General features: G+C 63.5%; 19 protein-coding genes, 1 tRNA gene and 1 pseudogene. 11 read left to right on the top strand and 10 right to left on the bottom strand.

All coding sequences use genetic code 11. The features are described 5' to 3' along the window. Positions 1–83: 83 nt before the first annotated feature. The 3 genes from AUC71_RS00795 to AUC71_RS00785 form a co-directional block, all read right to left on the bottom strand. A complete protein-coding gene (locus tag AUC71_RS00795) occupies positions 84–1,214 on the bottom strand; it encodes an O-antigen ligase family protein (protein WP_069622721.1) in 1,131 nt (376 codons plus the stop codon). Positions 1,215–1,494: 280 nt separating this feature from the next. Further along, positions 1,495–2,307, bottom strand: coding sequence for a hypothetical protein (locus AUC71_RS00790; protein ID WP_141701349.1), 813 nt, complete (start codon positions 2,305–2,307; stop codon positions 1,495–1,497). A 276-nt stretch (positions 2,308–2,583) separates the two neighbouring features. Further along, positions 2,584–3,765 (bottom strand): glycosyltransferase family 4 protein, encoded by a 1,182-nt coding sequence (locus tag AUC71_RS00785; RefSeq protein ID WP_069622719.1) that lies wholly within the window; start codon positions 3,763–3,765, stop codon positions 2,584–2,586. Positions 3,766–3,813: 48 nt separating this feature from the next. On the opposite strand from AUC71_RS00785, the gene AUC71_RS00780 reads away from it, so the two are divergent. Next, positions 3,814–4,611 (top strand): alpha/beta hydrolase, encoded by a 798-nt coding sequence (locus AUC71_RS00780; protein WP_069622718.1) that lies wholly within the window; start codon positions 3,814–3,816, stop codon positions 4,609–4,611. Here the strand turns inward: AUC71_RS00780 and AUC71_RS00775 are convergent. The 3 genes from AUC71_RS00775 to AUC71_RS00765 are packed head-to-tail and all read right to left on the bottom strand — an operon-like array spanning position 4,583 to position 7,284. Beyond that, positions 4,583–5,341 (bottom strand): NAD-dependent epimerase/dehydratase family protein, encoded by a 759-nt coding sequence (locus tag AUC71_RS00775; protein WP_244500739.1) that lies wholly within the window; start codon positions 5,339–5,341, stop codon positions 4,583–4,585. The two genes, AUC71_RS00780 and AUC71_RS00775, sit on opposite strands and share 29 nt — an antisense overlap. Next, entirely contained in the window at positions 5,322–6,572 is a 1,251-nt protein-coding gene (gene queG, locus AUC71_RS00770; RefSeq protein ID WP_244500738.1) for a tRNA epoxyqueuosine(34) reductase QueG, read from the bottom strand. The genes AUC71_RS00775 and queG overlap by 20 nt, the downstream gene beginning before the upstream one ends. Positions 6,573–6,597: 25 nt before the next feature. Further along, positions 6,598–7,284 carry a glutathione S-transferase family protein gene (locus AUC71_RS00765; RefSeq protein WP_069622717.1) on the bottom strand — a complete coding sequence of 229 codons (687 nt, stop codon included), beginning with the start codon at positions 7,282–7,284 and terminating at the stop codon, positions 6,598–6,600. Between the two features lie 101 nt (positions 7,285–7,385). On the opposite strand from AUC71_RS00765, the gene AUC71_RS00760 reads away from it, so the two are divergent. Next, positions 7,386–8,093, top strand: coding sequence for an undecaprenyl-diphosphate phosphatase (locus tag AUC71_RS00760; protein ID WP_204376594.1), 708 nt, complete (start codon positions 7,386–7,388; stop codon positions 8,091–8,093). A gap of 95 nt (positions 8,094–8,188) precedes the next feature. On the opposite strand, the gene AUC71_RS00755 is transcribed toward AUC71_RS00760, so the two are convergent. Next, positions 8,189–9,157, bottom strand: coding sequence for a complex I NDUFA9 subunit family protein (locus tag AUC71_RS00755; protein WP_069622724.1), 969 nt, complete (start codon positions 9,155–9,157; stop codon positions 8,189–8,191). A gap of 129 nt (positions 9,158–9,286) precedes the next feature. On the opposite strand from AUC71_RS00755, the gene AUC71_RS00750 reads away from it, so the two are divergent. The 7 genes and pseudogenes from AUC71_RS00750 to ptsN all read left to right on the top strand — a co-directional run bounded on the left by AUC71_RS00750 (position 9,287) and on the right by ptsN (position 15,157). Further along, positions 9,287–9,373, top strand: a tRNA-Leu gene (locus tag AUC71_RS00750). A 55-nt stretch (positions 9,374–9,428) separates the two neighbouring features. Then, positions 9,429–10,049: a ribonuclease D gene (locus AUC71_RS00745; protein WP_069622723.1), complete on the top strand. Its 621-nt coding sequence runs from the start codon at positions 9,429–9,431 to the stop codon at positions 10,047–10,049. 117 nt (positions 10,050–10,166) lie between these two features. Continuing rightward, positions 10,167–10,964 carry an LPS export ABC transporter periplasmic protein LptC gene (lptC, locus tag AUC71_RS00740; RefSeq protein ID WP_069622716.1) on the top strand — a complete coding sequence of 266 codons (798 nt, stop codon included), beginning with the start codon at positions 10,167–10,169 and terminating at the stop codon, positions 10,962–10,964. Continuing rightward, on the top strand, positions 10,961–11,722 hold the full coding sequence (locus tag AUC71_RS00735) for an LptA/OstA family protein (protein ID WP_083237946.1): 762 nt from the start codon (positions 10,961–10,963) through the stop codon (positions 11,720–11,722). Before lptC ends, AUC71_RS00735 begins: the two co-directional genes overlap by 4 nt. A 154-nt stretch (positions 11,723–11,876) precedes the next feature. Beyond that, a pseudogene (lptB, locus tag AUC71_RS00730) lies at positions 11,877–12,613 on the top strand (LPS export ABC transporter ATP-binding protein). A 26-nt stretch (positions 12,614–12,639) separates the two neighbouring features. Next, positions 12,640–14,214, top strand: coding sequence for an RNA polymerase factor sigma-54 (rpoN, locus tag AUC71_RS00725; RefSeq protein ID WP_069622714.1), 1,575 nt, complete (start codon positions 12,640–12,642; stop codon positions 14,212–14,214). Between the two features lie 475 nt (positions 14,215–14,689). Further along, the gene (gene ptsN, locus AUC71_RS00720) at positions 14,690–15,157 is read left to right on the top strand and encodes a PTS IIA-like nitrogen regulatory protein PtsN (protein ID WP_069622713.1); all 468 of its coding nucleotides are present in this window, start codon (positions 14,690–14,692) and stop codon (positions 15,155–15,157) included. Here the strand turns inward: ptsN and ampH are convergent. The 3 genes from ampH to AUC71_RS00705 all read right to left on the bottom strand — a co-directional run bounded on the left by ampH (position 15,123) and on the right by AUC71_RS00705 (position 17,143). Further along, positions 15,123–16,316 carry a D-alanyl-D-alanine-carboxypeptidase/endopeptidase AmpH gene (ampH, locus tag AUC71_RS00715; protein ID WP_083237945.1) on the bottom strand — a complete coding sequence of 398 codons (1,194 nt, stop codon included), beginning with the start codon at positions 16,314–16,316 and terminating at the stop codon, positions 15,123–15,125. The genes ptsN and ampH overlap by 35 nt on opposite strands. Positions 16,317–16,415: 99 nt before the next feature. Next, positions 16,416–16,682 (bottom strand): BQ00720 family protein, encoded by a 267-nt coding sequence (locus tag AUC71_RS00710; protein ID WP_069622712.1) that lies wholly within the window; start codon positions 16,680–16,682, stop codon positions 16,416–16,418. A gap of 50 nt (positions 16,683–16,732) precedes the next feature. Then, positions 16,733–17,143: an Hsp20 family protein gene (locus AUC71_RS00705; protein ID WP_069622711.1), complete on the bottom strand. Its 411-nt coding sequence runs from the start codon at positions 17,141–17,143 to the stop codon at positions 16,733–16,735. A gap of 510 nt (positions 17,144–17,653) precedes the next feature. On the opposite strand from AUC71_RS00705, the gene AUC71_RS00700 reads away from it, so the two are divergent. Together AUC71_RS00700 and AUC71_RS00695 are read left to right on the top strand one after the other, a co-directional pair. Next, positions 17,654–18,250 carry a TetR/AcrR family transcriptional regulator gene (locus tag AUC71_RS00700; protein ID WP_083237949.1) on the top strand — a complete coding sequence of 199 codons (597 nt, stop codon included), beginning with the start codon at positions 17,654–17,656 and terminating at the stop codon, positions 18,248–18,250. Positions 18,251–18,254: 4 nt separating this feature from the next. Then, positions 18,255–18,607 (top strand): nickel-binding protein (locus AUC71_RS00695; RefSeq protein ID WP_425283339.1); only part of this gene is annotated, 353 nt, incomplete at its 3' end.

Below are 18,607 nucleotides of genomic sequence, written 5' to 3'. Positions count from 1 at the left end.
AGGCACGGGGTGCGGAAAATTCCAAGATCAAACCTTCTATAGATGGCGATTAGGCCTGACAAGTCACGCTGGAGCGGCAGAGCTCAATTGTCTGGGCTTTGCGGCAGAGCGGCCACGGCGTCAGCCCGTGTCAGTCTGACCGCCAGCGCCGCGTAAAGCGCCGCAAGTCCGGCCAAGGCCATTAGCCAGCTTTGCCACAGGCCCCAGGCGAAGGCGAGGATCATGACGAACGCGGCAATGTGGGCCAGCATGTAGGCTTGGCTCGCGCGCGGCAGCCGACCGACGGAGACGATCACGGCCGCGCCCGCCACCATGAACAGAACGGCACCGACCGCGCCCAGCTCATACCAAGTCTGCAAGAAGACATTGTGCGCGTGCGGACCCGCGCGCCAGCCAAAATCATCGTTCGAATTTTGGCGCTGGTTCGGTTTCTGCCGGTCTTCCCGGTCGAGATCCATCTTGCGGGTGGAGGTGGCGCCGATGCCGAGAAAGGGAGCCTCTGGGACTTGCTCCGCCGTGTAAGCCCATAAGGTGACGCGGGTCGAGGCAGAGTAGGGGAGCCAATCCGCCTGATGCAGCTCGGCTTTGTAGGCCAACGTGGCCAAAGGCACGACCAGGATGAAGGCTAGGCACCAGCCGGCCAACACGGCGCGCCGCGCAAACACCGGCCAAGCGAGTGCGACGGCGAAAACGATCACACTCAGCAGGATGCCGACCTTCGAGGATTCATGGGTGGACAGAAACACCGAGACCAGCACGCCGAGAAAGAGCGCCGCGAGCCTCAGCAGCCGCGTCTGCTGGCCACCGCGCACGGCGAGGCACAGAAGCGCCGGCCACAGCGTCAGAAGCATCACCGTGACGTTGCGATTGAGCTCGAAGGCGGCAATCCGGAAAACATCGCCGTCCTTGATCACCAGAGACTTGACGCTCTCGGGCCGCGTGAACGGCAAGAGGTTGTAGAGCGAGATCGTGAGGAAACGCCCCGTGGCCGCCTCGAACAGGATGATGGCGACGCCGACTGCGAGCCCGGCCAGAAACGCCGTGGTGGCGATCTGGATCTGCGGGCGTTCCCAGCTGGCGATGGCGCGCCAGGCACCAAAGCTCATCGCCGCGACGAGCGTGAACCAGACCGCCTTACCGACGGCGCGCGATGGGTCCAACGACCAGGACGCATTGACGAATAGATAGGCGGCGGCGGCTGCCAACAGCGCCACGATAACATCAAACTGAAACAGGGACTTAGGCCGCTGCCCATGGGCCAGGGCAAGCCTACGCAGCCGGCGAAGAGGAGGATGAGGGCGGGAACGGTGGTCTTGGGCGCCAGGAGCGTGACGAACGGCGCCACGAAGAAAAGGGCGCGAATGATTCCGGGCTCTCGCCGGAGAGCGACGTCGACCAGTTTCCGCATTGAGAAGTCCGATGCCCCGCCTGGACCAGCGTGATCGTCTGAACGGTGGTGGCATAACATTTCGGGCGGGGGCCCGAAAGAGATTCTCAGGCGGGCGCGGTCGGATCGCCGTGCATGACGGGAACCGGAGCCTCGAAGCTGCCCCACCGCCGCTGCATGCGGCGCAGGATCTGATTCACGAAGCGGCTGACCTCGCTGCCGACGAAGCCAGAGGTGGTGCGGTCGAGGGCGACAGGGCGGACGGCGCTCGTGTCATGCCGCGCGTCGTGCCACGTCTCCCACAGCTTCTGGTCGATCGTGTTCTCCGCCCGGATGCCGGCGACGACATCGTCGGGAAGCAGATCCAGGGTCAGCGGCGTCCATCCGGCCCCACGGGCAAGCTCCGTCAGCCGATTGTGCGGCCGGGCGCTGGCCGAAATGCCGAGCCTGTCGCCCAGCGCGCCGAGAAAGTCGTCGCAGAGTTGGTAATCGCCCACGAACCAGAAGGTCGACAGGAACGCGTTGACCAAATCGTACTTGTCTTGGTCGGACAGGCTTGCGATCTGCGTCCAAGTCAGTTCGAGGAAGTTCTTGAGGATGTAGTGCGTGATGAAGTTGCGCTGCATCGCACCGTACGCCACCTCGACGCCGTAAGGCTGCATGCCTTCGGAGAGATACCGAGTCATGCGGTAGTTGTAGTAGGAGACGAAGTGGCTCGCGGGATCTCGGAGTAGCAGGCTGCGCTTGATCAAACGCCGTTCGAAGAGTCGATCGACGGAGATGCCGAGGAAATGCCCGCTCACCACTCGAGCAGCACGAGAGTCGGGCAGGTCGGAGCAATCGTAGCGCGTGACGAAGCGTCCGAGTCCCCGGCGCTTCTTCATGCGGTGATAGGCTGACTGCGGCAGGGAAAGCGCCAAATGGCGATCGATCGTCCGCCCGGCACATTTGGGGATATGGTACACGAAATGGACCGGCGCGGCGCCGGCCCCCCGGTGTAGTCTCCCCGACAGAGCCGGCTCGTGTGACATTATCCCAACTGACATGACTACAAGAATGACCCCGCCATACTTAACAATCCCTTTAGCCGTTGGTTCCGCATGGCGATGCGGCGCGGGAGCCGCAAGGCTGATTTCTGCCATCAGGCCAGCCGCAGGCGGCGGGATCAGGGCAAAAACGGGGCAAGAATCCCGCCTCTAGCGCGAGCCTGCCGCAAGCTCTGTCCCGAGCAGTTCGTCATACACCGCGAGCGTCGCCCGCTGCATTTCCTGCAGGGTAAACCGGCTGGCCACATGGGCGCGGGCTCGTTGACCGATTGCCGCACGCGTCTCCGGCGACAGCGTCAGCGCCTCAACGAGAGACGCCGCAAGCGCCGCGGAATCGGCTGTTGGCACCACCCAGCCGGTGAAGCCGGCGCTCCTGGAGGCTGGGATCACATTTTCGGGAGCCGCGCCGACGTCTGTCACGATGACCGGGCAGCCAGCCGCTTGCGATTCGATGCTGGTCCGGCCGAAGGTCTCCGCGCCGATCGAGGCGACGACCGCCACATGGGCGAGCGCGAAGGCGGCGGGGATGTCGTCACAATGCCCCACGAGGCGTACGTGGTCTTGAAGGCCGGCGGCCTGGATCTGTGCCTCAAGCTCTCCACGGTAGCTGCCGCGGCCCTGGTCGTCGCCGGCAAGGATGACGACAGCATCGCCGAGCTCGTTCGCCGCGAGCATCTTCTGCGCCGCCTCGATGACATAGCGTTGGCCCTTCCAACTCGTAAGGCGTGCTGCATGAAGGACAATAGGCTGTCCTTCGCGCACGCCCCAGGCGGCGCGCAAGGCTTCCAGACGCGAAAGCACAATCGACCGAGGCTCAAATCGCGAAAGATCGATGCCGCGATAGATCACGCGCATGCGTTCCTGCGTCACGTGGTGGCGCGCGGCGATGAGCGCTGCGGTGTAATGCGAATTGGCGATGACGCGATCGCCGCGGGCCATGACGCTGCTGTAGAGCGTCTTGAACGGCACGCGGCTGCTATAGGCGCCGTGATAGGTGGTGACGAACGGGCGCTTGGTTCGGCGGGCGGCGAGAAACGCGCTCCAGGCCGGTGCACGGCTGCGCGCATGAATCAGCGTGACGTCGCGTTCCTCGACGATTTTCGCGAGCCGCCTTGCATTGGCGAGGATCGTGAGCGGGTTCTTGCTGGCCATGGGAAGCGGGAGGATCTCGCCGCCGGCCTCCTGCACCGCTGTTGCCATCCGCCCCCCTTCGGTGGCAACCAAAGCTTGAGCGCCGGTGCGTGTGAGCGCTTGCACGATCTCGACGGTCGATTGCTCGCTGCCGCCGGTCTCAAGCCGCGGCACGGCCTGCAATATGGTGACCTTTGCCATATGTCTCGTCTTCGGCGAAAAACGTAAGGACTGCCAGCGCTAACCTCGATGGACCACCAAGAACCACAATTCCTCGAACTTGGCCAAGGCCAGAAGCGCCGCCGCATCGCCTATCGCTTCGACCGGGGCAGCGATGAGACGAGCCCGGTTGTCGTCTGGCTGTCGGGCTTCATGTCCGACATGACGAGCACCAAGGTCGGCGCCCTGAGCGATTGGGCCTACGTGCAAGGTTACGCCATGCTGCGCTTCGACTATTCCGGCCATGGCCTCTCGGAAGGAAGCCTGCTCCAGGCCGCCGTCGGCGACTGGCTGGAAGAGGCCACCGCCATGCTCGCGCTTGCCGGTGAGAGGCGCTTGATCCTCGTCGGCTCGTCCTTAGGCGGTTGGATCGCGTTGCTGCTGGCCCGCGCGCTTGCCACATCCGGCGATACGCGGCTCGACGGCCTCGTGCTCATCGCGCCCGCCTGGGACATGACCGAGAAGCTGATGTGGGAGAAGATGTCGGCCAAAACGCGCGCGAAGGTCGAGACGGAAGGCGTCTTCTACGCGCCGTCAAACTACGACGATCCCTATCCCCTCACCAAGATTCTCATCGAGGAAGGCCGCAACCATCTTCTCGCCGAAGGCGATATCGAAGTCGCCGCGCCCGTACGTATCCTCCAAGGCATGCGCGACGAGGACGTGCCGTGGCAGCATGCCCTCGCGCTGGTGGAACTCTTGAAGGGCGACGATGTGGAACTCACGCTGGTCAAGGACGGCGATCACCGCCTGTCGGGGCCGGAAGACCTGCGCCGCCTTGAGCACACCGTCGGCGCCCTCATCGATCGGCCGTCTCCCGCGGCATGAGCGAGACGAGCCCTTCGCGGAACGTGGGATAGCGCAACTCCACGCCGAGCTCCGACTTGATCAGTGCATTTCCGATACGCCTGCTGCCTTGATAGAAGGTCCGCGCCATCGGTGAGAGATCCGCGTCCTCGAAGTCGATCTCCGGCGGCGGCTCCACGCCCATCATCTTTGCCGCATGGGCGACCACATCGCCGGGGTGCGGCCGGCTCGTCGTCGGCGACGTTGTAGATCGCGCCCGCGCGCGGCGCGCGATCGAGGCTTCAAGGACCCGGGCAATATCCTCCACATGGACGCGGCTGAAGACTTGTCCGTCCTTGTTGATCCGTCGCGCCGTGCCCTCTGCGAGCTTGTCGAACACGCTGCGTCCCGGACCGTAGATTCCGGCGAGGCGGAAGACATGCACCGGCACGCCGATCTCTTCCCCAAAATCGAGCCAGGCTTGCTCGGCCTGTACGCGCGCCTCTGTGCGCGGGCTGTTGGGCTTCGGCACCGTCTCCTCGCTGACCCAACTCCCATGCTGGTCGCCGTAGACACCGACGGTCGACAGATAGCCGATCCATTCAAGGTGCCGAGTTTGGCGATCTCGTTGCGATAGCTGGCGAGCACGGGATCGCCTTCGCCCCGGCGGGATCGAGTGCAGCAGATGCGTGGTGCCTTGCAGCAAGCGCGGCAGGTCTGAATTGCGCCTGTCGCCCGTGAACTGCGTTGCCTCATAGCCGTCGTCGCGCAATTGACTGATCTTCGGCTGCTCGCGCGCGGTACCGGCAATGGACCACCCTTGTGCGGCGAGACGCGAGGCGAGTTCCTGCGCCGAGAACCCGAGGCCGAAGGCAAACAAGCGGCTCACGCGGCGATCTCCAGCCACTCGCCGCGAACGGCGGGATCTTCCTCGGCGGCGACGCATGCTTTGCGCAAGGCGCGTGGCGTTGAGGCGCAAGACGCGACAGCGCCCACACGGCCATGGCCCGCACCAGCGGAGAGTCGTCGGAGAGCAGCGCCTCCACGTACGGCACCAGCGACACGTCGCGCGAGTTGCCCGCGGCGATCAGCACGTTGCGTACGAAGCGGTCGCGCCCCGTACGTTTGATGGGCGTGCCGCGAAAGCGCGCGCGAAAACTTGCGTCGTCGAGTGTGAGCAATTCCGCAAGCGGGGGATTATCGGCTTCGCCGCGCACGGCAAGTTTGGTCTCGTGCGAGCTTTGCGCGAACTTGTTCCAGGGGCACACAGCGAGGCAATCGTCACAGCCGTAGATGCGGTTGCCCATCTTCGCCCGGAAGCGCGCCGCGATATGCCCTTTATGCTCGATGGTGAGATAGGAGATGCACTTGCGCGCGTCGATCTCGTAGGGCGCGGTGAAGGCGTTCGTGGGGCACGCATCGAGACAGCGCCGGCAGGCGCCGCAATGGTCCTGCTCGGGCGCGTCCCCTTCGATCTCGGCGCTGGTGAAGATCGAGCCGAGAAACAGCCATGAGCCGAACTCCCGCGACACCAGATTCGTATGCTTGCCTTGCCAGCCGAGCCCGGCTTTCGCCGCGAGCGGCTTCTCCATCACCGGCGCGGTATCGACGAACACCTTTACGTCGCCGCCCGCGAGCGCTTGCACATCCCCCGCAAGCTGCTTGAGCTTTTTCTTGATGACGTCGTGATAGTCGGCGCGCTTGGCGTAGATCGAGATGGCGCCATGCGACGGCGCATCGAGAGCGGCGAGCGGATCCATGCCTTCGCCGTAGTTCAGGCCGAGCAGAATGACGCTCCTTGCCTCGGGCCATAGGGCCCGCGGGGCCTTGCGGCGGTCCGCCGTCCCGGCGAGCCAGCCCATGTCGCCCTCACGGCCCTCCGCGAGAAAGGCATCGAGCGCGGCACCTGCCCCGTCCGGCGCATCGGCCGAGGTGAAGCGCACGGCGTCGAAGCCGAGCGCCTTGGCTCTGTCCGCAACCTGAGATTTCAGCGTCTGCGCCATGCCCACTCTCGGCCCGCGGGCATCCTCAGAAATCGAGGTCGGCATACGTCCCCGAAGGGGTGAAGCCCGCGACGCGGTCCTGTAACAGCGGCCGGAAGGAAGGCCGCGACTTTACGAGCGCATACCAGTTCTTGGCCGGCTCGAACTCTTCCCAAGGCACCTCGCCGAGATAATCGAGCGCCGACAAATGCGCCGCGGCCGCCAGATCGGCGAAGCTCATGGCGTCGCCCGCAAGCCAGCTCCGGGTCTCGGTGAGATGCCCGATATAGGTTAGATGATAGCGCAGATTGTCGTGTCCGGCCCGCATGGCTTCCATATTGGGCGAAGAGCTTTGCGGCCCAAAGCGCCGGAACACCTTCTCCACCACCAGATAGTCCGTCACCTCGTCTTGAAACTTGCGGTGGAACCAATCCACCAGCCGGCGCACTTCGGCGCGCGCGGCCGGATCGCCGGGAAAGGGTTGAAAGCCGCGCACGGGCCGCTCGTCCATCGTGTCGGCAAGATATTCGGAGATCGCGTAGGCGCCCGCGATCGCGCCACCCTCCTCTGGGATGAAGACCGGCAGCGTGCCCGCAGGGTTCAGGACCAGAAATTCCGGCCGCCACTCCCAGGGCCGCTCTTCCTCAAGCTCGACCTCGACCCCGCACTCGTCGAGCGCAAGCCGAATTGACCTGGAGAAGGCGCATAGGGGATGGTGGAGGAGATTCGCCATCAGGGCTTGCGTGGCTATTCGGTAGAAATTGAATCGCGCGGGGCGCGAGAGCCTCGTATAGAACCTGCGCGCTCACCGAACAAGCCGCGCGACGAGGGACCATGACGATAGAGCAGATCATCGTGATCGCGGTGGTGCAGGGTATCACCGAGTTTCTGCCGATTTCGTCCTCGGGACACCTGATCCTCGTCCCCTATATTCTGCATTGGCCCGACCAAGGCCAATTCGTCGACGTCATGGTGCATGTGGGCACCCTGTTCGCGATTCTCATCTACTTCTGGCGCGACGTCTGGCGCATCACGCTCGGCGGCATGGAGCTGTTCAAAGGCAAGGTTACCAACGACGGCAAGCTCGCCATCTACATCGTGCTGGCGACCATCCCGGCTGTCGCCTTCGGGCTGTTTCTCAAGAAATTCGGTTTCGGCGATCTTGAGCGCAGCGTGACCATCGTGGCCTGGAACACCGTGCTCTACGGCCTGTTGATGCTGGTCGCCGACATGGTCGGCCCCCAGGTCCGGACCCTCGAGAAGATGACCCTCGGCAGCGCGATGATTATTGGCGTGGCCCAGGCGCTCGCGCTTATCCCGGGCACCAGCCGCTCCGGCGTGACCATGACCGCCGCGCGTTTTCTCGGCTTCACACGCCCGGACGCGGCACGCTTCTCTTTCCTGCTCGGCATTCCGGCCATCGCCGGCGCGGCGTGCTCACCGTGGGCGAAGCGCTCGCCGCTGGCGACACCATCACAATGGATGCGGTCTACTGCGCGATACTCACGTTTTTCGCAGGTCTGGCCGCGATCGCCTTTCTGATGGCGCTGGTGCGGCGGATCAGCTTCCTGCCCTTCGTGCTCTACAGGATGGTTCTCGGCGGCTTCCTGCTGTTCATGATCTACGGCTGAGACAGACTACGCCTTGTAGACCGAGAACTGCCCGCGCGGGCGGAACTGCTCCAGATAGTCAGGCACGACGCTCGCCACCGGCACGGGCTCGATGCCGAGGCTCTCCAGTGTACGTCCCGCCTTGATGGCCACATCGCTGACCACGTTGTCGCGTTCGAGAAGCCGTACCTGATCCAAGGTCAGCGGCGGGTTCGGCAGCCATTGCAGAAAAGCGCCCTGGAGCTTGGCGAGCCAGAACGGCAGCGGTACGAGGGGCCGCGAGCGCATCGTGTAGGTCAGCACGCGCTCCATCACCTCGCGCATGGTGAGGACTTCTGGGCCACCGAGCTCGTAGGGCGCCTCGGCCGCCGCGCGGCCCTCAAGTGCCGCCACGATGGTCTGGGCCACGTCTCCCACGAACACCGGCTGGAATTTGGTGTGTCCGCCGCCGATCAAGGGCAGCAACGGCGAAATGCGTGCCAGCGCCGCGAAGCGATTGAAAAACTCGTCTTCCGGTCCGAACACCACCGACGGTCGGATGATCGTGGCATCCGGCAGCACGTCTTTGACCGCGGCTTCCCCCTCCGCCTTGGTGCGGGCGAAATCCGAGGCTGAATCCGCGTCGGCGCCGATGGCCGAGACATGCACGAAAGCCCGCGCGCCGGCAGCTTTGGCCGCCTTAGCCACGTTGCCTGCGCCTTCGTCTTGGACGGACTTGAAGGTCTGCTTGCCCGCGGAAAATAGGATGCCGACCAGATTGACGATGGCGTCCGCGTCCACGGCGGCCGTGATCAGGGAGTCCGGATAGCGCACGTTGGCCTGAACCGGCACGATCTGGCCGACCCCGCCGAGGGGCTGCAGGTGTCCGGCAAGCTCGGGACGCCGGACTGCGATGCGCATACGCGCGCCCGTCCGCGCAATGGCCCGGACCAAGTGACGGCCCAGGAAGCCCGAGCCCCCGTAGACGGTCACGAGCGCCCGATTGTTGAGTGTAATGGCCACTTAGATGCCTCTTAACCCGACCGCGGTATTGTGCACAGCAATACACGAGGGAAGCAAAGCCTTGAAGGCGCTTCTCCAGGCAATTGACAACGAGAAGCCCCGATCGTACCTGAACGCACTCAAGCCCAGGTGGCGGAACTGGTAGACGCGCTAGCTTCAGGTGCTAGTGCCCGAAAGGGCGTGGAAGTTCGAGTCTTCTCCTGGGCACCATTCCCGCCCCGTTGCCGTGCGGCAACGGGCGCCAACGACGGCAGGTGAGACAGCTTTGAGTGAAGCCCCGACCGTCGAATTCTTCAAGGGTGATCTGCCCCAAGGCCGCTTCAGGGCTAAGGCCATCGCCATCGATACCGAGACGCTCGGGCTCAATCCGCATCGCGACCGGCTGTGCCTCGTGCAGCTCTCCGACGGCGACGGCAGCGCCGCTCTCGTCCAGGTCTCCGAACCTTACGATGCGCCGGAGCTTAAGCGGCTGCTTGCCGACGACAGCGTCCTCAAGATCTTTCATTACGCCCGCTTCGACGTGGCCGTGCTGAAGCACTTCCTCGGCGTCATGGCGAAGCCTGTCTATTGCACCAAGATCGCTTCCAAGCTGGCCCGCACCTATACGGATAAGCACGGCCTGAAGGATATCTGCCGGGAACTGCTGGGCGTCGAGCTCTCAAAGCAGCAGCAATCCTCCGATTGGGCGGCCCCGGATCTGACCCCCGAGCAGCTCAATTACGCGGCGAGCGATGTGCTATATTTGCACGCGCTGAAAGATCGTCTCGATGCGATGCTGAAGCGCGAAGGCCGCGACCACTTGGCGCGCGCCTGCTTCGAATTCCTGCCGACGCGGGCCGAGCTCGACCTCGAAGGCTGGGCCGAGATGGATGTCTTCGCCCATTAGCGCGGCCAAAAGCCCCGAAATTCAAAGGCTCACGGTCGCAATCTGATCAAAGTCCTGCGGCTAGGTTAGGCTGGGTGGGCACAGAAGCCGGGGTCCCGCGAATTATTGGCGGATATTATGGCATATGAGGCGAATCTCGTTGGCGGAGGCCGGCACCATACCGTGCGGTCGGCGGACGAGCGCGAGCGTGCCTTCCTTAGCGCCGAGCGTCACAGCCGTATCGTGCACATCCTGCGCCGGGCGCTGCCGGTCGTCGCGATCCTCGTACTGGCGGCATACTTTGTTTCCACCAGGATGAGCGTCACCGTCGGCGACCTCACGGCAAGCATCGACGGCATGGAGATCGCCGACGGCAATCTGCGTATGCTCAATCCCACGCTGAAAGGCGCCGACAAAAAGAACGGCGACTACGTGATAAAGGCGGAATACGCCGATCAAGAAGTGAAGAACCCCAATCTCATCAAGCTCCACGCCATCACGGCCGACGTGTCGAATCCGTCCGGCGGCTGGTCCAAGATGAAAGCCGTGCGGGGCAAGTTCGATAGCAAGACCGAACGGTTGTTGATGAAGGATCGCATCACCATCGAGACGAGCGCGGGCGTGACCGGCGAGCTTTCATACGCCACGCTCGATATGGCGACGCAGACGTTGCGGTCCCACAATCCCGTCTTCTTCAAGCTGACCAACGGCACCGTGCGCGCGAACGCTTTGACGCTGCGGTCCCGGGAGAACACCCTGATATTCCGCGGCAAGGTGGCCGTTCACCTGATCGGCAAGAAGAAGGCCGCCGCAAGTACCGCACCGCAAGCCGCCGCGCCATCGCAGCCCGCGGCGCCATCACAGCCGGTCCCGCAACAAGCGCCCGTCGCCGCAAGCACACCCCAGGCCGCGCCACAACCGATGGAGCCGCAATGAGCCGGCGAGGGAGCGCCAGGTCCGTATCCGGCATCGTGGGCGGTGCGCTCGCCGTGCTGATGGCGCTTGCGGGCCCGGCGCCGGCGCAGACCCTCAACAACACGTTCGGCGGCCTCTCTGAGAATTCCGATCAACCGATCGATATCGAGTCGGATACGCTCACTGTCTACGACGCGAAGAAATATGCGACCTTCAAGGGCAACGTGAAGGCGGTACAGGGCACGACCACGCTGCGTGCCATAGAGCTTGACGTCCACTATGTCGGCGGCGCGAACAAGCTGACCGGGCAAAGTGAAGAGACAGCGCCGGTCGCCCCTCAGCAGGCGACCCAGCAGGCAAAGGGCGATGCCGACAGCGCGGAATCGCGGATCAACAAGATCGAGGCGCGCGGCAGCGTCGTCATCACCAGCGAGGACGACCAGACCACCACGAGCGACTGGGCCGTCTACGACGTCCCCGCGGGGCTGGTAACCGTGGGTGGCAATGTGGTGTTATCGCAAGGTCAGAATGTGCTAAAGGGTGACCGGCTTGTCATCGACCTGAAGACGGGTGAAAGCCGGTTCGAAAACACCGGAACCGCCGCGACTGGGGGACGCCGGATTCGTGCGCTTTTCATGCCCAAGGACGGGGCAAAGCCCGGGGACGCCAAACCCAAGCGCAAGAAGGCCGGGGACGATGCCGCCGCGAGCCCGCAAGCGCCGAGCGGGCCTGCGGTCGACGACAACGAGCCGTTGCCGCTCGTACCTGAGTTTCGATAGACGCACCGAGCGCTTTATCCGATCTTAACGGGCCGGCGCTTCAACTAGGAGCGAAAGGGTCAGTGGGCAAGTTGCTGTCGTTCCCAAGCCTTCAGGCAGTCGCTGCCCAAGAGGTCGCCGCACCGGTGCAGCCGTTGCGCGCGAACCGGAAGGACTGCATGAGGCCGGCAATGGCTGGCTCACCATCCGCTCCGTCGTTAAAAGCTTCAAGAAGCGCATGGTCGTGCGCGGCGTCAGCCTGGACCTCGCCCGTGGCGAGGCCGTGGGCTGCTCGGCCCCAACGGCGCGGGCAAGACCACGGTGTTTTACATGATCACGGGTCTGATCCCCGCCGATGAGGGCTCCATCAAGATCGACGGGCGGGACGTGACCAAAATGCCGATGTACCGGCGCGCGCGGCTCGGCATCGGCTATCTGCCGCAGGAGGCTTCGATCTTTCGCGGCCTCACGGTGGAGGAGAACATCCTCGCCGTGCTCGAGATGGTCGAACCCGACAAGAAGGAGCGCCAGCTTCAGCTCGACTCCTTGCTCGAGGAGTTCCGCATCACGCGCCTGAGAAAATCACCGTCCATGCGGCTGTCGGGCGGTGAGCGCCGCCGCGTCGAGATCGCCCGCGCGCTCGCCTCGCGGCCGTCCTTCATGCTTCTTGACGAGCCCTTCGCGGGCATCGATCCCATCGCCGTCGGCGACATCCGCGCGCTGGTGCGCCATCTCACCGAGCGCGGCATCGGCGTCCTGATTACCGATCACAACGTGCGTGAGACGCTCGATCTTGTCAGCCGGGCCTATATCATCCATGACGGCATGGTCCTGACCCACGGGACCACGCACGATATCGTCAACAATGAAGACGTGCGGCGCGTCTACCTTGGTGACGAGTTCAAGATATGAGTTCCTGATCGCGAGTGAGTTCGTAAATGGCGATCACAACAAAGCTCGAGCTTCGCCAGACGCACAGTCTGGTCATGACGCCGCAACTCCAGCAGGCGATCAAGCTTCTGCAACTCTCCAACATGGAGCTCGCGACATTCGTCGACGGCGAATTGGAGCGCAATCCACTGCTTGAACGGGCGGAGACGGACGAGCCGAACGGTGCCGACGACGACCGTCCCCTTGAGAACGGTGAAGCGAAGAAAGACAGCGGGAGCGAAAGCGGCAGCGAGGCCAGCGGCGATGCCGGCACCGATAGCGGCGACAGCGACGATTGGGTCGATCTGGAGACCGGCAACGATACCGGCCGCACGGACGATCTCGATGCCGACCCGCAAGACATGTTTCCCGACTCGGAGAACTTCATCCCCGGCGCCCTGACCGATTCCGGCTGGACCGGACTTTCGCAAGGGCCGCGCGCAGAGTCCGACGAAGGCTCCAATCTCGAAGCCTATGTGGCCGAGCAGAAGACGCTACGGGATCACCTCTGCGACCAACTCGTCCTCGCTTTCGCAGATCCCGCGCAACGCCTGATCGGACGGCACATTATCGACATGACTGACGAGGCGGGCTATTTGCGCGGCGAGCTCGATGGCCTCGCGGAGCTTCTGGGCGCGCCCATGGAACTCGTCGAGGAAACCCTGACCGTCATGCAAGGCTTCGAGCCATGCGGCGTTTTCGCCCGCGACCTTCGCGAGTGTCTGACGCTTCAGCTGAAGGAGCAGGACCGTTGCGATCCGGCCATGGCCGCGCTTCTCGACAATTTGCATTTACTCGCGGCCCACGACCTCGTCGCGTTGAAGCGCGCCGCCAGCGTCTCCGACGAAGATCTTTCCGACATGATCGCCGAGGTGAGGCGCCTCAATCCGAAGCCCGGACTGAAATACGGATCGGCGCCGGCGCAACCGATCGTTCCTGACGTGCTCGTGCGGTCGCTTCCCGACGGGAGCTACCACGTCGAACTGAACTCCGACACGCTCCCGCGCGTGCTCGTCAATCAGACCTATTACGCGACGGTCTCAAAATCGAAGATGCGCAAGGAGGATAAGAGCTACTTGGTGGACTGCTTGCAGACTGCGAACTGGCTGGTGAAAAGTCTCGACCAGCGCGCCCGGACCATTCTGAAAGTCGCGCAGGAGATCGTGCGCCAGCAGGATGGTTTCTTCACCTACGGCGTCCGGCATTTGCGGCCGCTCAATCTGAAGACCGTGGCCGACGCCATCTCCATGCATGAATCCACGGTGAGCCGCGTCACCGCCAACAAATACATGGCCACCAATCGCGGCCTGTTTGAACTCAAATATTTCTTTACCTCGGCGATCGCGCCACGGGCGAGGGGCGACTTTCACTCCTCTGAAGCCGTCCGCCACCGCATTCGCGAAATGATCGACGCGGAACCCGCGGCGGACGTCCTCTCCGACGACAAGATCGTCGATCGCCTAAAGGGCGACGGCATCGATATTGCACGGCGTACGGTGGCGAAATACCGCGAGGCGTTGGGGATTCCCTCTTCGGTCCAGCGCCGCCGGCTGAAACGCATCGCTTTGGCGGCAAGCGCCTGACCGGCACATCTAACGTGCTGTTCGCACGCGCGAATCGTGTAAAGAGGTAAGAGGAACGGAATGCGTTTGACACCCTCCGAGTGGGGGTCTAGCTTCCCGCCCCGCGGTGGAGGCCTATTGTGGATGGGCCAGGGCGTCACGGTTCGCTCTGTCAGAGTTAGGCCTCCCAAGATGTGATATGCGCGCCGGGAAGCGCTGGTCAGCAAGGATTTGACAGTCTTCCTCGGGCAATGGCGACAACACAAGTTACCGAACAGATTCTGGAGCTTCTCGAGGCTTTTGCGCGGTTGCGTCCAGGAATGCGTTGTAGACATCGCCGGGAACTACGTGGGGCACGGGCCGTCGGGGCTAGTGTACATCGACAACGAGTACGGGACATCCCGCGGCAGCGATTGCTAGCGGGAAGGAAAGCGTGAGCGAATTGTCGGCCGTCAAATGCCGTTCGCTCCCTGGAAAGTCACACGGGTAGTCTAAAATGCATTTAGGTGATCTCATCGCACCCGAGGCTGTGAAGCCTTCGCTCAAGGTCAAGAACAAGAAGCAACTGCTCACGGAGCTTGCCGCGTGCGCGTCGCGCTCCTGTGGTCTGCAAGAGCGCGACATCTTCGATGTTCTTTTGCAGCGCGAGCGGCTCGGCTCTACCGGCCTTGGTCAGGGCGTCGCCATTCCCCACGGCAAAATGGCCGGCCTGAAGCAGATTGTCGGTGTGTTCGCGCGCCTGGCGGACCCTGTCGATTTCGATGCGGCCGACGGCGAGCCGGTCGATATCGTGTTCCTGCTGCTGGCCCCTGAAGGCGCTGGTGCCGATCACCTGAAGGCGCTGGCGCGCATTTCGCGCCTGCTCCGCGAGGGCTCGGCCGTGGAGAAGCTCAGGGCCTCCAAGGACGCGAGCGCGCTCTACGCCGTCCTCACCCAGGAAGAAGCCTCGTCCCACGCCGCCTAGCGCGGCGCAAGTTGGCGATCATCTCGTTCACGACCTGGGCCATGGCCATCGCCGCGCCGAAATCGAATTGGTTGATGGCGATGAAGACCGCGACGTCACGGGCCGGCGCGAATGCGATGTAGCAAAAAATTCCCTGTAAGCCGCCGGCTTTCTGCAGGATCAGGGGCCGATCGCCTTCCGGCATCATCACGACCCAGCCCAGGCTCATAGCGTCCATATGGCCTGACTCGTCCATGCCCGAAACGGGTGCGAGTCCGTCTCGCACGAGATAGGCCGCGTGATCGAGCATCCGTGCCTCCGCGCCGTCCGGCGACAGACGGTCCAGGTGCCACTGCATCCAGCGCAGCAAATCGTTGGGCGTCGAGTAGAGGCCGCCAGACCCGACGATAACGTCGCCGGTTGGCACGTCGGGAAGCGCTTTGCCGTCGAAGCCGTGGCCCTGCATCAGCCGCCTCTTCTGATCGCCTGAAGGGGCAAAGGTCGTGTCCTTCATGCGGAGCGGCCCGGTCACGTGTTTCTCGAGCAGCTCGGGATAGGGCGTCTTCGCCGCCTCGGACAGTCCGATGGACAGGAGGTCGAAAGCGAAGTTCGAGTAGAGAACACCGGTCCCGGGCGCGTAGAGAAGCTTCTCGGTCTTCAGCCAAATCCGAGAATGCTTGGCGCGTGATCGGTGCGAACGGGTTGTCGGCAGGGCCTTGCTCATGCGGCACCTCGCGGGGCAGCCCGGCCGACTGGGTGGCGATATCAAAACGGATCTCGGACACGTTCGGGTCGCGCCGGTGCCGAGGTCGGGCGCGAGCGAACCGAGCTTCTGTGTGAGCGACACCGTGCCGTCGGCAGCGAGATGCGCGAGCGCTTGGCCTGTGAAAGCCTTGGTGATCGAGCCAATGCGCATGACGGTGTCGCCGTCTGGCGCTTCGCCTCCGTCCGTCGCCTCGCCGAACCCATAAATGGCGGTCTCGCCGTTGCGGACCGCGCCGATAACGAGCCCAGGGACTTTCTGCTCAAGGAAAAAAACGGTGCCGGTGAAGGACACGATCTCGTCGAGAAGGGCGTCCTCGGCGATCGCCTGGCTCGATGCCGGAAACGCGACGCAAGCGGCTGCCAGTAGACCGAATGCAGTGCGCCGAACGCTATACGTCGTCAAGTCGTTGGTCATCGCCGTCGCGCCTCCCAGGTTTCTCGGGAGACGACTATGCCTCCAGCCGCTGAGACACGCCAGGCGAACGGAAGTTGAGTGATCGTCTAGGGTGAAGAACTAGTGCACGCTCACCGGCACGAGGTCGTTCTCGATGGCATTGGCGATGGCCGCGCCGCGGCTGTCGGTCAGCGCGATCGGTGTGCCGTCGGCGCCGAGCACGGCATAGAGGTCGATGCCCTCGGGCGCATCGTCCAGGGCCGGAAACAGTTCCGTCGCAGCGTCGGAATCGAGCTGCTTGATGTACGCGACCTCGCCGTCGCCGAGAAGCGCTAGCTCCTTCAGGCTCATCAACGGGCGGATCTCTTCGTTTTCAATCTTGTTCATTCGAACTCCGGTTCCTCGTGCGGAAGCTGGCCGCGGCAAAAGCGCGGATTTCAGCGCGCAGGCTTGATGCCTACCTTGAGGACTCGTTTCTCCCTATGCGGCCGCTCCAGCTCGATGGCAAGGAGTCCATTATGCAATTCTGCATTACGCACTTCGACCCCGCTGGCAAGCGCGAAGGTCCGTTTGAAATGTCGCGCGGCGATGCCACGGTGAAGATAGTCCTTCGGACCTTCGTCGCGTTTCACGCCGCGGATCAGAAGCTCGCCGTCCTCGACGCTCACGTCAAGCTCGTCCCGGGCAAATCCCGCCACGGCAAGAGTGATCCGCAAGGCCTCAGGCCCGCCATCGTTTTCGGGCAGCAGTTCGATATTGTAGGGCGGATAGCCGCCCTCGGCTGTCTTTGCCGCGGTGGCGCGTCCGCCTGTAAGGCTTAACCAAAGATTGCCGTCATGGAGTGTCATGCGATGTCCTGATAAACCAAGTCGGATATGGGAAGCCGACCAGTGAATTCAAGCAGGACACACTAGGGCTTGAACGGCCGCTGCGGCGTTGTGGGAGCTCGCTAGGCGTCCGGGCCGCGGTCCTCGCCGACGACATGCAGGCGGTGGACCACCAAGTCGTCGATCTCCACCTCACCAAGATGCAGTTTCCGCATGTCAGCCCGGCGCACGCTCAATCGGCCAATGGCGAGCGCGCCGATAGCCAGCGCTCCAACCGCAAGCGCACCGAGGCAAGCGCGCCAACGGCAGCCGCGCCAGAAGCGACCGCGGGAACCCCCACGGGCGGCAGCGTAAGATCGCGTCCCTTCAATCTGTCTCGGCCTCTCATGATCTCGCTCTCCGGGATGTCTTCCGATACGCGGCAAACAATAGCTGGGTTTACCAGGCAAACGTGGCGCGTCTTCCGAACAAACCTCCCCTTGACGTCTAAACCTACTAGTAGGTAGGCTGTCTCGGACAGGGATGTTCGCAATGAGTTTGGACACCAGAGAGCGGCTGCTACGGGAAACGGAAGTCCTGTTGCGTACCAAAGGCTACGCGGCCTTCAGCTACGCGGACCTCGCCGAGCGTATCGGTATCCGCAAGGCGAGCATCCATCACCATTTCCGCACCAAGGAAGAGCTTGGCGCGGCCCTGATCGACACCTACCTGGTCAAGTTCGAAGCGGACCTCGCCCAGATACTCGGTCAGGAGCGCGAGGCGATCCCGCGGCTTCGGCGCTACGCGGGCTTCTTCACCGCCAGCATGCGCGAAGGGATGATGCCGCTGTGCGGCGCGTTATCGGCGGAGACCGCGGCACTTCCGCTCGCCATGCAGCAACGCGTGCGCCACTTCTTCGAATTGCATCTCGCCTGGCTTCGCACCGTCCTGAAAGAGGGCGTGAAGGCGGGGGAGCTCGGCCCGGACCTCGATGTGGGCGAGACGGCGTCACTCGTTCTGAGCGCATTGGAGGGCGCAAGTCTCGTGGCCTGGGCGCTCAAGGATGCCTCCGTCATCACACCCGCCTTCGAACAGGTGGTGTCGCGCTTGATCGACTCAACCAGCACCAACAACCCAATTAGGGAGTAGACAAATGAGCCTCAAGAAATTCGTGATCGAAAGAGACATTCCCAAGGTCGGCACGCTCAATGCCGAAGAGCTTGCCGGCGCCGCCGCCAAGTCCAATGCGGCGCTATGCCAGATCGGCGCCAAGGACATTCAATGGGTCCAGAGCTACGTCGCCGGCGACAAGACGTCTGCATCTATCTCGCAAGCGATGAGGGCGCGATCAAAAAGCACGCGGAGCTCAGCGGCTTTCCCGCAACCAAGATCACTGAGATCGTGGAGGTCATCGACCCGGCGACGGCCGGCTAAGCTAAAGGGATTAGGGTTTTGGTGGAGCCAGACGGGATCGAACCGACGACCTCGTGAATGCCATTCACGCGC

It is taken from the genome of Methyloceanibacter marginalis (assembly GCF_001723295.1).
GTDB lineage: Bacteria > Pseudomonadota > Alphaproteobacteria > Rhizobiales > Methyloligellaceae > Methyloceanibacter > Methyloceanibacter marginalis.
Note: the sequence above shows the minus strand (reverse complement) of the source record. Positions and strands in the feature narration are given on the sequence as shown.

What these genes read in the sequence shown, in the direction of transcription:
- AUC71_RS00785 (WP_069622719.1), bottom strand. Translation starts at nt 3,765, where the DNA reads ATGGCAAAGGTCACCATATTGCAGGCCGTGCCGCGGCTTGAGACCGGC.
- AUC71_RS00780 (WP_069622718.1), top strand. Translation starts at nt 3,814, where the DNA reads ATGGACCACCAAGAACCACAATTCCTCGAACTTGGCCAAGGCCAGAAG.
- queG (WP_244500738.1), bottom strand. Translation starts at nt 6,572, where the DNA reads ATGGCGCAGACGCTGAAATCTCAGGTTGCGGACAGAGCCAAGGCGCTC.
- AUC71_RS00765 (WP_069622717.1), bottom strand. Translation starts at nt 7,284, where the DNA reads ATGGCGAATCTCCTCCACCATCCCCTATGCGCCTTCTCCAGGTCAATT.
- AUC71_RS00760 (WP_204376594.1), top strand. Translation starts at nt 7,386, where the DNA reads ATGACGATAGAGCAGATCATCGTGATCGCGGTGGTGCAGGGTATCACC.
- lptC (WP_069622716.1), top strand. Translation starts at nt 10,167, where the DNA reads ATGGCATATGAGGCGAATCTCGTTGGCGGAGGCCGGCACCATACCGTG.
- AUC71_RS00735 (WP_083237946.1), top strand. Translation starts at nt 10,961, where the DNA reads ATGAGCCGGCGAGGGAGCGCCAGGTCCGTATCCGGCATCGTGGGCGGT.
- rpoN (WP_069622714.1), top strand. Translation starts at nt 12,640, where the DNA reads ATGGCGATCACAACAAAGCTCGAGCTTCGCCAGACGCACAGTCTGGTC.
- ptsN (WP_069622713.1), top strand. Translation starts at nt 14,690, where the DNA reads ATGCATTTAGGTGATCTCATCGCACCCGAGGCTGTGAAGCCTTCGCTC.
- ampH (WP_083237945.1), bottom strand. Translation starts at nt 16,316, where the DNA reads ATGACCAACGACTTGACGACGTATAGCGTTCGGCGCACTGCATTCGGT.
- AUC71_RS00710 (WP_069622712.1), bottom strand. Translation starts at nt 16,682, where the DNA reads ATGAACAAGATTGAAAACGAAGAGATCCGCCCGTTGATGAGCCTGAAG.
- AUC71_RS00705 (WP_069622711.1), bottom strand. Translation starts at nt 17,143, where the DNA reads ATGACACTCCATGACGGCAATCTTTGGTTAAGCCTTACAGGCGGACGC.
- AUC71_RS00700 (WP_083237949.1), top strand. Translation starts at nt 17,654, where the DNA reads ATGAGTTTGGACACCAGAGAGCGGCTGCTACGGGAAACGGAAGTCCTG.